At 66.7% G+C, this 13,712-nt stretch carries 9 protein-coding genes and 1 pseudogene; 9 read left to right on the top strand and 1 reads right to left on the bottom strand.

From position 1 onward, the window contains the following. Window positions 1-2 precede the first annotated feature (2 nt). From JIX56_RS32600 to JIX56_RS32575, 6 genes and pseudogenes are all read left to right on the top strand, one after another. Complete coding sequence (locus JIX56_RS32600; protein ID WP_257545869.1) at window positions 3-971, top strand: hypothetical protein; 969 nt, start codon at window positions 3-5, stop codon at window positions 969-971. 127 nt (window positions 972-1,098) lie between these two features. Beyond that, the gene (gene chvE / locus JIX56_RS32595; RefSeq protein WP_257545867.1) at window positions 1,099-2,208 is read left to right on the top strand and encodes a multiple monosaccharide ABC transporter substrate-binding protein; all 1,110 of its coding nucleotides are present in this window, start codon (window positions 1,099-1,101) and stop codon (window positions 2,206-2,208) included. 32 nt (window positions 2,209-2,240) lie between these two features. Beyond that, entirely contained in the window at window positions 2,241-3,791 is a 1,551-nt protein-coding gene (gene mmsA, locus JIX56_RS32590; protein WP_257545865.1) for a multiple monosaccharide ABC transporter ATP-binding protein, read from the top strand. Continuing rightward, a complete protein-coding gene (gene mmsB, locus JIX56_RS32585; RefSeq protein ID WP_257545863.1) occupies window positions 3,788-5,032 on the top strand; it encodes a multiple monosaccharide ABC transporter permease in 1,245 nt (414 codons plus the stop codon). The genes mmsA and mmsB overlap by 4 nt, the downstream gene beginning before the upstream one ends. A 94-nt stretch (window positions 5,033-5,126) precedes the next feature. Further along, a pseudogene (locus JIX56_RS32580) lies at window positions 5,127-6,188 on the top strand (aldose epimerase family protein); the annotation flags it as partial. 165 nt (window positions 6,189-6,353) lie between these two features. After that, the gene (locus tag JIX56_RS32575) at window positions 6,354-7,985 is read left to right on the top strand and encodes a pyridoxal phosphate-dependent aminotransferase (RefSeq protein WP_257545859.1); all 1,632 of its coding nucleotides are present in this window, start codon (window positions 6,354-6,356) and stop codon (window positions 7,983-7,985) included. A gap of 113 nt (window positions 7,986-8,098) precedes the next feature. On the opposite strand, the gene JIX56_RS32570 is transcribed toward JIX56_RS32575, so the two are convergent. Next, window positions 8,099-8,974 (bottom strand): calcium-binding protein, encoded by an 876-nt coding sequence (locus JIX56_RS32570; protein ID WP_257545857.1) that lies wholly within the window; start codon window positions 8,972-8,974, stop codon window positions 8,099-8,101. A 558-nt stretch (window positions 8,975-9,532) separates the two neighbouring features. Here JIX56_RS32570 and JIX56_RS32565 point away from each other — a divergent pair. The 3 genes from JIX56_RS32565 (at window position 9,533) to JIX56_RS32555 (ending at window position 12,636) form a co-directional block, all read left to right on the top strand. After that, entirely contained in the window at window positions 9,533-10,792 is a 1,260-nt protein-coding gene (locus JIX56_RS32565) for an ABC transporter substrate-binding protein (RefSeq protein ID WP_257545855.1), read from the top strand. 490 nt (window positions 10,793-11,282) lie between these two features. Next, entirely contained in the window at window positions 11,283-11,771 is a 489-nt protein-coding gene (locus JIX56_RS32560) for an ATP-binding protein (protein WP_257551263.1), read from the top strand. A 367-nt stretch (window positions 11,772-12,138) separates the two neighbouring features. Next, entirely contained in the window at window positions 12,139-12,636 is a 498-nt protein-coding gene (locus JIX56_RS32555; protein ID WP_257545853.1) for a hypothetical protein, read from the top strand. Window positions 12,637-13,712 lie beyond the last annotated feature (1,076 nt).

Here is a 13,712-nt window from a genome sequence, read left to right as displayed (position 1 = left end):
TTGTGACCGACACCACCGCCTCCGCGGCCCGCCGACCCGGCGAGCAGGCCCTTGCCGCGCTCGGGCTGAGCGCGCCCGCCCTCGACCCTTCCGACGCCTCCCCGCACACGTTCCCCGAAGGCGGCCGCTGGCGCACCGAGGTGCCCTCCGTGGAGGGGCCCGAGGCGCTCGCCGTGGTCCTCAAGGAGTCCTCGCGGCTCGATGTGCCGATCCACCGGATCAGCCAGGGCAGCGGTATCTGGATGCTCACCGACGCCGAGATCACCGAGATGGTGGAGGCGACGGCGGAGCGCGACATCGAGCTCTGCCTGTTCACCGGCCCGCGCGGCACCTGGGACATCGGCGGCTCCACCCGTACCGACTCCAAGGGCGGCGGCCTCAGAGCCCGGGGCCACGACGCGGTCGCCGGGTGTGTCGAGGACGCCGTACGCGCGACCGAGCTGGGTGTGAAGTGCCTGCTCGTCGCCGACGAGGGTGTGCTGTGGACGCTGCACCAGGCGCGGGTCGCGGGCATCCTGCCGGCCGACACGACCTTCAAGGTGTCGGCGCTGATCGGGCCGGTCAACCCGACCGCGTACGCCGTGTACGAGAACCTCGGCGGCGACTCGATCAATGTGCCGAGCGATCTGACGCTCGATCACCTCACCGAGATCCGGCGGATGTCCGGCGCTCCCATGGACATGTACATCGAGGCCCCGGACGATCTCGGCGGCTATGTGCGGATGTACGAGGTCGCCGAGCTGATCCGGCGCGGCGCGCCGCTCTATCTGAAGTTCGGCCTGTCCAAGGCCCCCGGGATCTACCCCTACGGGCACCACATGCGGGACCTCACCCTGTCCACGGCCAAGGAACGCGTACGGCGCGGCCGGCTCGCCCTGGACCTGCTCGCACGCCACGGGGCGGACGGCGACATGGCCCCGCTCGGCTCGCGCCTGCCGGGCGCCCTGAAGCGGTTCGGAACGCCCGCATAACGTTCCGGAAACCTCCCTTCACAAAACCCGACGCAGTCGCACAGACTCCGACACAACTCCTTGCCACAACCCTTCGCCGCAATCTTCGCCCGATCGGGTCCCGGCCACATACATCAAGGAAGATGACATGCGTAATCGCAGAGCCGCTCTCGCCTCCATAGCCACCGCCGCCTCCCTGGCCCTGTCCCTGTCCGCCTGCGGTCAGAGCTCCGAGGGTGGCAGCGAGACGGATTCCTCGGGCAGCACCAAGGGCGCCACCATCGGTATCGCGATGCCGACGAAGTCCTCCGAGCGCTGGATCTCCGACGGCAAGAACGTCGTCGAGAACCTGGAGGCCAAGGGCTACAAGACCCAGCTGGTCTACGGCGAGGACCAGCCCGAGACGCAGGTCTCGCAGATCGAGAACCTGATCGCCCAGGACGTCAAGGCACTGATCGTCGCGGCGATCGACAACAAGTCGCTCGACAACGTGCTCCAGCAGGCCAAGGACGCGAACATCCCGGTCATCTCCTACGACCGTCTGATCCTGGGCAGCGAGAACGTCGACTACTACGCCTCCTTCGACAACTCCAAGGTCGGCGAGCTCCAGGCCAACTACATCGTCGACAAGCTCGGCCTGAAGGACGGCAAGGGCCCCTTCAACATCGAGCTCTTCGCCGGCTCCAACGACGACAACAACACGAAGTACTTCTTCAACGGCGCGATGAGCGTGCTGAAGCCGTACATCGACGACAAGAAGCTGGTCGTCCAGTCCAAGCAGACCGACCTCACCCAGGTCACCACCCTGCGCTGGGACGGCGCCACCGCCCAGGGCCGCATGGACGACATCCTCACCGCCTCGTACAAGAGCGAGAAGGTCGACGCGGTGCTCTCGCCGTACGACGGCATCTCCATCGGCATCCTGTCGGCGCTGAAGTCCGACGGCTACGGCTCCAAGAGCAAGCCGCTGCCGGTCATCACCGGCCAGGACGCCGAGCTGGCCTCGGTGAAGTCGATCATCGCGGGCGACCAGACGCAGACCGTCTACAAGGACCTGCGTGAGCTGGCCAAGGTCGCCTCGAACATGGTCGACGCCGTGCTCAACGACAAGAAGGTCGAGACCAACGACACCAAGACCTACGACAACGGGTCCAAGGTCGTCCCGGCCTACCTCCTCGAGCCGGTGAGCGTCGACAAGACCAACTACGAGAAGGTCCTGGTCGACGGCGGCTACTACACGGCGGACCAGCTCAAGTAAGCGTCGAACCTTACGGATTGGAAGGCACGACCATGGCGGGACCCGTCCTGGAAATGCGCTCGATCGTCAAGACCTTTCCCGGTGTGAAAGCGCTGTCGGACGTCACACTGACCGTCCGCCAGGGCGAGGTCCATGCCATCTGCGGTGAGAACGGCGCCGGGAAGTCCACCTTGATGAAGGTGCTCTCCGGCGTCCATCCGCACGGCAGCTACGAGGGCGACATCCTCTTCGAGGGTGAGCTCTGCAGCTTCAAGGACATCCGGGCCAGCGAGCAGCACGGCATCGTCATCATCCACCAGGAGCTGGCGCTGGTGCCGTTCCTGTCCCTCGCGGAGAACATCTTCCTCGGCAACGAGCACGCCTCGCGCGGGGTCATCAACTGGAACGACACGCTGCGGCACGCCAGCGAGCTACTGCGCCGGGTGGGTCTGGACGACCACCCCGAGACCCGGGTCGCCGACATCGGCGTGGGCAAGCAGCAGCTCGTGGAGATCGCGAAGGCGCTGTCGAAGAAGGTGAAGCTGCTCATCCTCGACGAGCCGACCGCGGCGCTGAACGACGAGGACAGCGGCAAACTCCTCGATCTCATCCTGGAGTTGAAGAACCAGGGCATCACCTCGATCATCATCTCCCACAAGCTCAACGAGATCCGCCGGGTCGCCGACTCGGTCACGATCATCCGCGACGGGAAGTCCATCGAGACCCTGGACGTGAAGGCCGAGGAGACCACCGAGGACCGGATCATCTCCGGCATGGTCGGCCGCGACCTCGACCACCGCTTCCCCGAGCGCACCCCGCACGAGCCGGAGGCGGGCTCGGCCCCGGCCCTGGAGATCCGCAACTGGACCGTGCACCACCCGATCGACCAGCAGCGCAAGGTCGTCGACGATGTGTCGATCAACGTCAGGCGCGGGGAGATCGTCGGTATCGCGGGCCTGATGGGCGCCGGCCGCACCGAACTCGCCATGAGCGTCTTCGGGCGGACGTACGGCCGGCACGCGGGCGGCACGGTCCTCAAGGACGGCAAGGAGATCCGTACCAAGTCGGTCCCCGAGGCGATCGGGCACGGCATCGCGTACGTCACCGAGGACCGCAAGCACTACGGCCTCAACCTCATCGACACCATCAACCGGAACATCTCGCTGACCGCCCTGAACAAGGTCTCCAAGCGCGGTGTGGTCGACGAGCACGAGGAGCGGCAGGTCGCCGAGCGCTACCGCACGTCCATGAACATCAAGGCGCCGACCGTCTTCGAGCCGGTGGGCAAGCTGTCCGGCGGCAACCAGCAGAAGGTCGTCCTCAGCAAGTGGATCTTCGCGGGTCCGGATGTGCTGATCCTGGACGAGCCGACGCGCGGTATCGACGTCGGCGCCAAGTACGAGATCTACACGGTCATCGACAAGCTGGCCGCTGAGGGCAAGGCGGTCGTCTTCATCTCCTCCGAGCTGCCGGAACTGCTCGGGATGTGCGACCGCATCTACACCATGGCCGCAGGGCGGCTGACCGGTGAGTTCCCGCGTGCCGAGGCCACGCAGGAATCGCTGATGCGTCAGATGACGAAGGACAAAGAGGTAACCCGATGAGCACGGACGTGACCGCCAAGAGCCCGGCCCCCGCGCCGCCCGGCAAGAGCGGGGGTGCGGCGGGCGGGAACCTGCTGCAGCTGATGATGGACGGCATGCGCCGCAACATGCGGCAGTACGGCATGCTGATCGCGCTCGGCCTGATCGTGGCGTTCTTCGCCGTGATGACCGACGGCGACCTGCTCCTGCCGCGCAACGTCTCCAACCTGGTGCTGCAGAACAGCTACATCCTGGTCCTCGCGATCGGCATGATGCTGGTCATCGTGGCCGGCCACATCGACCTGTCGGTCGGCTCACTGACCGCGTTCGTCGGCGCCTTCGCGGCCGTACTGACCGTGCAGAACGGCGTACCGTGGCCCGTCGCCATGGTGCTCTGCCTCCTCGCGGGCGCGGTGGCGGGCTCGATCCAGGGCTTCTTCATCGCGTATCTCGGCATACCGTCGTTCATCGTCACCCTCGCCGGGATGCTGACCTTCCGCGGTATCACGGAGATCCTGCTGGAGGGCCAGACCCTCGGTCCCTTCCCGGAGGGGCTCAAGAAGATGGGCAACGGCTTCCTCCCGGAGGTCGGCCCGGAGACCAACTACCACAACCTCACCCTGCTGCTCGGCCTCGTCCTGATCACCTTCGTGGTGATCCAGGAGGTCCGGGACCGGAAGCGTCAGCAGGAGTTCTCGCTCGACCAGCTGCCGACCAACCTCTTCATGCTGAAGCTGGTCGCGATCGTCTCCGCCCTGATGGTCGTCACCCTGCTGCTCGCCAGCTACAACGGTGCGCCCATCGTGCTGATCATCCTGGGCCTGCTGGTGGTCGGTTACGGCTACGTCATGCGCAACACCGTGTTCGGCCGCCACATCTACGCGATCGGCGGCAACCTGCCGGCGGCGAAGCTGTCCGGCGTCAAGGACAAGAAGGTCACCTTCTTCGTCTTCCTGAACATGGGTGTGCTCGCGGCCCTGGCCGGTCTGGTCGTCGCCGCCCGCCTCAACGCGGCCGGACCGAAGGCGGGCCTGAACTACGAACTCGAGGCGATCGCCTCGGCGTTCATCGGTGGCGCGTCCATGAGCGGCGGTGTCGGTACCGTCCTCGGCGCGATCATCGGCGGTCTCGTCCTCGGTGTGCTGAACAACGGTATGAACCTCCTCGGCGTCGGCTCCGACTGGAAGCAGGTCATCAAGGGCCTGGCCCTGCTGGCCGCGGTCGGGTTCGACGTGTGGAACAAGCGCAAGTCCGGTTCGTAAGCGGTTTTTCACAAGCGGTTTTTCGTCAGCAGTTTTTTCGAGCAGGTCGTCGGGTCCCGCGTGCCACGAGCGCGCGGGACCCCTCGGCTGTTCCACGAAAGGCAGGAAGCCGATGAAGGAACTCTTCGGCAAGCTCGCCGACGGCACCGAGATCCACCGCTGGTCGCTGGAGAACGGCGGGACGAGGCTGAAGGTCCTGTCGTACGGCGGCATCGTGCAGTCGTTGGAGATCCCGGACCGTGACGGCGAGTACGCCAACGTTTCGCTGGGCTTCGACACCGTCGAGGATTACGTCGCCGGGTCCCCGTACTTCGGCGCCCTGATCGGCCGGTACGGCAACCGCATCGGCGCGGGCCGGTTCACCCTCGACGGCGAGACGTACCAGCTGTCCGTCAACGACGGCGAGAACAGCCTGCACGGCGGGGCGGACGGCTTCGACAAGGCGGTGTGGGACGTCGAGCCGTTCGAGGACGGCTCGGACGTGGGCCTGTATCTGCGGTACACGAGCGCCGACGGCGAGCAGGGCTACCCCGGCACACTCGCCGTGCGGGTCACGTACACCCTCACCGAGCGGGGCGAGTGGCGTATCGACTACGAGGCGACGACCGACAAGGTGACCGTCGTCAACCTCACCAGCCACGTCTACTGGAACCTCGCGGGCGAGGGCAGCGGCTCGATCCACGACCACCGACTGGCACTCGGCGCTTCGCGGTTCACCCCCGTCGACGCCGGACTGATCCCCACCGGCGAGCCGGCCGACGTCGCGGGCACCCCCTTCGACTTCCGCCGGGCCAAGGCGGTCGGCGACGACATCCGCGAGGCCGACCAGCAGCTCCTGTACGCCAAGGGCTTCGACCACAACTGGGTGCTCGACAAGGGCAGGACGGCCGATCCGGAGTGGGCCGCCACGCTCTTCGACCCGGCGTCCGGCCGTACGCTGAAGATCGCGACCACCGAGCCGGGACTGCAGTTCTACTCCGGGAACTTCCTCGACGGCACGCTCGTCGGACCCTCCGGGAAGATCTACCGGCAGGGGGACGCGCTGTGCCTGGAGACGCAAGCCTTCCCGGACTCGCCGAACAAGGCGTCGTACCCGTCGACGCTGCTGCGACCCGGGCAGACGTACCGCTCGACGACGGTCCACGCGTTCGAGTGACGCCACTTCTTCACAGGTGGTTCACAAGTTCCCGCCGAATTCTCAGCCGTTGAACAGAGCCACCCCAGCCTTCGTATGTAAGGGCGGCCCATGCTCCCCCGCATGGGCCGCCCTTAGTCGTCGGATCCGGCCGTCCCCAGCGGATCCGCCCCCTACGGAGGTTCCATGGCCGACAACGTCACCTCGCTGTTCCGCAGCACTGCGGCGCACAGCCCCTCGATGGCTGCGCTGACACGCGAGGGCGGCGAGGGTGCGGGGCCGGTGGACTTCTGTATCCCGTGCAACCCTTACTTCCCCACCCCCGCCATGTTCGACGACATGGCGGCAAGGCTGCGCGACATCATCACGTACTACCCGAGCGGCGCCGACACCATCACGGCGGAGCTGTGCAATCTGCTCCAACTGCCGCCGCAGTGCGTGGCGATGGGCAACGGCTCGACCGAACTCATCACCTGGCTCGACCACTTGATGGTCCGTGAGTCCCTCGCCGTCCCCGTCCCCACCTTCGGCCGCTGGACCGACCAGCCGATGGAGACCGGCAAGCGGGTCGACATGTTCCCGCTCCAGGAGTCCAGCGGCTTCGCCCTGGACCTCGCGCAGTACGCCGAGTTCATCCGGGCCCGCGGCACCCGGGTCGCCGTCATCTGCAACCCGAACAACCCCGACGGCGGCTTCCTGCACCGGCACGCACTGGTGCAGTTCATGGACGCCATGGCCGACCTGGACCTGATCGTCATCGACGAGTCGTTCCTGGAGTTCGCCGACGCCGAGTCCGAGCCCAGCACCGTCCAGGACGCGGTCATGCGGCCCAACGTGGTCGTGCTGCGCAGCCTCGGCAAGAACTTCGGTCTGCACGGCATCCGCTTCGGCTATCTGGTCGCCAACCCGGCGCTCGCCGGCAAGGTCCGCTCGATGCTGCCGAAGTGGAACCTCAACTCCTTCGCCGAGCACGTGGTGTTCATGCTGAAGAACCACGGCGCCGAGTACATGGAGAGCCTGCACCAGGTCCGCCGGGACCGGCTGGACATGGCCCGCCAGCTCTCCGCCCTCCCCGGGCTGACGGTCTACCCGTCCCAGGGGAACTTCCTCTTCGTGCGCCTTCCCGTCGGCGCCGAGGGCACCGTGGTCCGTGACCGGCTGCTCACCGAGCACCGGATCCTGGTCCGCGAGTGCGGCAACAAGGTCGGCTCGTCCAGTCGCTTCCTGCGACTCGTGGTACGGCCCCAGGTGGACGTGCGTCGCCTGGTGTCCGGCCTGGAGTCGGTTCTCTACGGGTCCAGGAGGGGAGCCGCCGTACCCGAGCTGAGCACCGGGACCAGCTACAGCTCGGGTACGGCGGCCGTGGACAGACTGATGGGCGAGACCAGCGGCACCGGGATGCACAACCTCGCCGCGCAGGCCATGAGCATGCCCGCACCGGCGCCCGCGGCCTCCATGCAGTTCGCGCCCCCGGCGCCGGCCCCCGCGGCCTCCATGCAGTTCGCTTCCCCCGCGCCGGCCCCGGCCGCGTCCATGCAGTTCGCGCCCCCAGCGCCGGCCCCGGCGCCGATGCCCACGCCCGCCCCGATGCCGGCCCCGATGCCCGCAGCACCGGCCGCCGGCATGCCCGCGCCCGGCCTTCAGCCCGTCGCCCAGACCGGCATGCCCGGCCTCGCGGCCGCCGCCCAGGGCCGCCGCGCGAACGGCGCCGCCCAGGGTCTGACCGCCGCCCAGGTACGCGGCCGTACGCAGCCGGAGCCGCTGGAGGAGCCGCAGGGGTGGCCGGCGGCGGGAGCGGTGTACAACCAGGTGGGGTGAGCCCGTCCCCCTGACCTCGTTACAGACCCCATGATGCGACGCCCCCAACAGGCCCGGTACGGGCCGCTGTTGGGGGCGTTGCTTCAATCATGGGCGGCCCGGTGTCGTCCGTTCTAGTTCTGGTGGAGCTTGTTGCGGCCGGGGCCGCCGGAGAGGGTGTCCTTGCCCTTGCCGCCGTACAGGACGTCGTTGCCGCTGTTGCCGAAGAGCTTGTCGTTGCCGTCCTCGCCGTACAGCTTGTCGTGGCCCTTGCCGCCGTAGAGGACGTCGTTTCCGGCCCGGCCGCGCAGGGTGTCGTTGCCGGAGTCCCCGTACAGGGCGTTGGCGTTCCCGTTCGCGGGGCCGCCTCCGGTGAGGGTGTCGTGGTCGGCGCCGCCGTGGCACGCGAAGGAGCAGCCGGTCATGGTGTCGTTGCCCCGGCCGCCGAAGGAGCCGAGGCCCCAGACACCTCCGCCGCCGTCGATCCGGTCGTTGCCGTTCTCGCCGTGGAGCACGACCGAGTTGTTGCCCAGCAGGACGTCGTTGCCGGTGCCGCCGTAGATCGCGGCGTACGCGGAGTTGGCGGCGGCGATGGTCACCGTGTCGTTGCCGTCGCCCAGGCTGACGTCGTAGATGTCCGAGTCGTCGGAGCCCATCGGGATGGGAACCGCGCACTCGGCGACGGTACGGTCGGCCGGCTTCGGGTAGGTGCACTCGCTCGCGCCGAGGGTGATGGCGTACCGGTCGTTGAAGGTCAGCACATAGTCCGCCTCCCACTCCGTCCGCTCCACGATCTTCGCGGACACCGTCAGCCGGTTCGCCTGCCCGGGGGCGGCCTTGAACCAGAGTTCGCCCTTGTCGTGGACGAGGGAGGCGGTGGGTGCGGGGGCGGCGTGGACGGCGGACGCGGTGAGAAGGGCCGCGCCCAGAGCGAGGGGGAGGGCGGTGGTGGCTGTGATGGCGGTGACGGCTGTGACGGCTCTGTGCTTGCGCAGTCTGTGTGCGGGCATGCCGAAGTACCCCTTTTCGGAGCGTTGGAACGATTACCCGTTACGACACCCCTCCGGATCCGGGGGTTGTACCGAAGGCCCCTCCCGAACGACCTCCAGACCGGTTTCATCCCGGGTACTCGTACGCGCATCCCGCAGTTCACCCCACGGCCACTCGGCATCACCGAGCCGTGGCCCCGAGCGGAGCCTGGGAGCCAGGGAGCCAGGGAGCCAGGGAGCCAGGGAGCCAGGGAGCGAGGGAGCCAGGAAGTCTGGGAGCCAGGGCCCGATTCCCCTGTGGTGACGTGAACGACAGGCGCGCCGATTCCGTACTTCCTGTCGTCGGTGGGGCATCTCGGTCACTCCCGCCCCGTCACGCCGTCGGAACCAAAACGCAACGCCACGGCCCCGTACCGCACCGGTGTGCGCCATACGATCAAGCCCATCGCATACGCGAGCGAGCGAGGCCGTGCTCCGTACTCACGTACTCCTGCGCTTCCCCGCTCCTGTACTCCCGTACTGCGCCACTCCTGTACTCACGCGTATCAGGCTCGGCTGGAAGCTGAAGGTGGGTTGACCGTGCGCCACAAGGCCCGGACGATCGTGGCGGCCACGGCCGCGCTGGGACTCGCGGCCGCGCTGTCCGGCTGCGGCGGGAACACGGACGCGGAGTCGGGGACGGTCTCCCTGACGGTCGTCGCGACCAACTACGGCGACAGCGTGCACAAGAACTCCGAAGGCTACTGGGGCCGCGTCGCCCTCGCGTTCGGCGCCGAGCACCCGGGCATCGACGTGAACGTCGAGGTGTACGCCCCGGACGAGGTCGACGAGAAGGTCGCCGAGCTGGTCGAACAGGGCGAGGCACCGGACATCGTGCAGACGGACAGCTACTCCGAGTACGCCGCGCGGGACCTCCTCTACAGCGCGGACGACGTGCTGTCGGTCCCGGTCCAGGCCTCCTTCGTACCGAGCCTCGCGAAAGCCGGCGAGATGGACCGGGCCCAGTACGGCCTGCCGTTCACGGCGAGCACCCGGCTGCTCTACTACAACAAGGACCTGTTCCGGCGGGCGAACCTGAACCCGCCGGAGACATGGGGCCAACTCCTCGCCGCCGCCCGCGTGTTGAAGGCACAGGGCGTGAAGTACCCGATCGCCGTGCCGCTCGGCCCGCAGGAGGCGGAGGCGGAGACGCTGATGTGGCTGCTGGCCGGCGACGGCGGCTACACCGACACCACGAACAGCTACGACATCGCCTCCGCCGCCAACGTGGCGACGCTGACCTGGCTGAAGGAGAACCTGGTCGGCGAGGGTCTCACCGGCCCGGTCGCCCCCGGCGAGCTGAACCGTGGCACGGCCGTCGACGCGTTCCTCACGGGTGACGTGGCCATGGTCAACGGCCCGCTGTCGCTGATCCGCCAGATCGAGGACTCCTCCGACTCCGTGTCCTACGGCACCGTCCCGCTGCCGAGCCGCGACGGCAAGGAGACGCCCACCATGGGCACCGCGGACTGGGTCATCGCGTTCAAGAACGACGACCGTCGCGACGCCATCGGCCAGTTCCTCGACTTCCTCTACAGCGACAAGTACGTGATCGAGCAGGCCGCCGAGTACGAACTGCTCCCCGTCACCACGTCCGCCGCCGACACCATGCGCGCCGACAAGAAGCACCAGTCCCAGTGGAACGGCCTCGACACCCTCCAGAACCTCCGCCTCTACCCCGTCGCCGAGACCAACTGGTCCGAGGTCGCCACGGCGATCCGCGAACAGATCGGCGGGGCGGTGACGCCGGACGGGAATCCGAAGGCGGTGCTGGAGTCGATCGCGAGAGTGACGAAGTAGCCCGGCCCCACCTCGGAAACGGGCATCGGCTCCCTCCCATACCGTGCGGGAGGGAGCCGGTGCCCGTTTGTCGGCCCCCGCCGATCGGCCTACAGACCCGGCCCCCCTGATCCATGAGCGCAAACCGATCAACCGAGGTCAGGCGAAAGCGATCTCGTCTCGGTCGGATTCGTACGGTTCCGACCATGCACGATGTCCTCTCGATCCCCTGGGTACTCATCGGGCGAGCACGGCTAGCGTGGGCGAAGTGCGGCAGTTCGCCTTTGACGCCCGGCGCCCCGTGCCCAGGCCCATCGACACCCATCGCGAGGAGGCGACCGTGATGCGTGGCAGGAAGACGGACGTGACGCCGGACGGGGAAGCGGCCATGGCGCCGGGCGGGGAGATGGACGTGATGCCAGGCGGGGAAGCGGCCGTGACGCCGGGCGGGGAGATGGACGTGATGCCAGGCGGGGAAGTGGCCGTGACGCCGGGCGGGGAGATGGACGTGATGCCAGGCGGGGAAGTGGCCGTGACGCCGGGCGGGGAGACGGACGGCGGAACCGGTGCGAGCGGCGGTACGGGTGGCGACGCCCCCGCCCTCACCCCCGAAACGCTCTTGCTGAAACGCCACTTCACCGGCGAGACCCTCCCCCAGATGCGCGCCCAGGTCGAGGACACGGCCGCCGCGGCGGGCCTCGGCGGCGTACGCCTCGGCGAGTTCACCCTCGCTGTCAGCGAAATCGCCGCCAACGCCGTCGAACACGCCGGTGGCCAAGGCCGCCTCGAACTCCGCCGCCTCCCCCACGAACTGGAGTGCCGCATCACCGACAACGGCCCCGGCTTCACCCCCACCCTCCCCGAACTCCTCCCCGGCCTCACCGAGAGCTGCCGAGGCCGCGGCCTCTGGCTGGCCCACCTGGTCACGGACCGCCTGACGGTGACGACGGACACGACGGGGGTGGGGGCGGCGGTGACGTTGGCTGTGCGGTTGGGGTGAGCCGGCTAGGCATGTTGCCGTGTCTGCCTGCCCGGCAGCACATCCGCCGAAGCTCACGCCATCGATGCAGGCGCCGACTCAGAGACACCATCCGCAGGGCCATGACCGACGAATATCCACAAATGCCAGACGCTGCATGGATCATTACGTTATAGATCTGACATGACAGACAGTTCTGCACCTGCCGATCCTGGCCAGCCCAGCACGGACCAGCATGACTCATCAGGTGGCCAACTACAGTCCCGCTTGTCCAGCGTGGAAGGTTTGGTGGGTGCCGTATCAGCCATCGGCGCCTTCGCCATAAGCGGACTGACCTCTAGCGTTAGCGCCAATCGCTGCGCTGACATGCCTGACGCTCATCTGGAGCTTGTCCGGAGTTGGAGATTCAGGGAAGTCGAAACCCGACGCAAAGGCACCCGAGAAGATCAGCGACATCTCAGCCGAACATCTCATCTCCTCCATCACAGAGATCAAGAACGGCATCGAAGTTCCCAACCCGCACGGGGATGACATTCCCGCCTGCACCATCGTTTCCGGGAGATCAAAGATCCCAAAAGGATCTGGAGTCTGGGTAGGCCACACAAACGGCACTGCACGTCGCGCCAACGACGACGTATTCTACAACGTCCGACACTCACAAGTGGAGCCAGGAGAAAACGAGTGGTATACGGAAGAATTCACGGTGGGATCAGGGAGTAAGGACATCGGCGCCCACTTCTACATCTTCGTCTATCTCGTACCAGATTCAGTGGGCGATATTCTTGATACCCTAAAGGATCCACCGACGCTCACTGCGCCACCAAGCAAGTCCCAGCTCGTCACAAAGATTCGGGTCAAGAAGATAAAGGGCGAGTGCCCTCATTAACGTGAGGGCGGCAATACAGCGAAGCCATTGCGCACCCCAGCACGTCGGCCGCCCCACCGGCTAGCAGACGGAGGGGCAGCCTTCCGCCGCAAGCGGGCAGGGCTGCTACAGGATGGTCCGCCACCACCGCCCGTACACCCGCACACCCATCGGATAAATGTGCGAAGAGCTGAAGTCTCCATGCTTTGGAATGCTTCAACAGTCACTACCCATCAGAGATCGGGCGGATATACTCTGGAGCCAATGGGGCAGCCTCCGGGGGGATCATGGCAAACACGTCCGATAGTGACTCTCACGGGCAGCCGAGTGCGTTTCGGCGAGCCTGGTCAGAGCATCCGGAAGTCATCATTGGTGCGCTTATTGCAGCGGCGGCGGCCCTCATGGTGCCCCTCATGGGGCTCTTGGAGCACGAAAAAGATCCTGACGCAGCTGCGGAAAGCAGCTCTCCCACGTCGGTCTATTCAGAATCTCCCTCCCCGCCGCCCACCGCCAAGCCAGATTATTCAACTGACCCGCCTCAAGAATCAGACCCGCCAAATCCCGCTCCTGCAAAGCCGCACTGGAAGGGGGTCGTGACTCTTCCCTTATCCCTCAACCAGAACTCGGACGTGGGGGCAGAACTCGACGGGGAGAGGCCCGGCCAACTCGTTGGCGTAGACGATGACCTGCGAGGCGATTACAGCACCTCAGCCGCCATCATGGTCATGAGTGGACATGCTGCAGAAGCCTCGGGAGACGTGGACAGTCTCGATCGATCCATATGCGAAAAAAGAATAACAACCGAAGTGAGGAATAATCCTCAATGGATCTATATTTCTCGAGGAGATAGTGTTGGCGGTACGTATTGCCTAGCCACCACAGAAGGGCACCTCGCGGCTTTTACGATCATTTCCGCTGAGCAGCTTCCACTGCCTGTCTCGGTGAGTGTCAAGGTGGTCATCTGGGATTAATAACAGGGGCGTTGTCGGCCTGGATTGGTCGTGTCAGGTCTGAAGCACTGACCGTGAGAGCGTCCCGTCCGCTCCGGCAGGCCCACTGAAGGCGCCTGCCGGGGATTCGGTCCGAGAAACGTCCCC

The organism is Streptomyces sp. CA-210063 (assembly GCF_024612015.1).
GTDB lineage: Bacteria > Actinomycetota > Actinomycetes > Streptomycetales > Streptomycetaceae > Streptomyces.
Note: the sequence above shows the minus strand (reverse complement) of the source record. Positions and strands in the feature narration are given on the sequence as shown.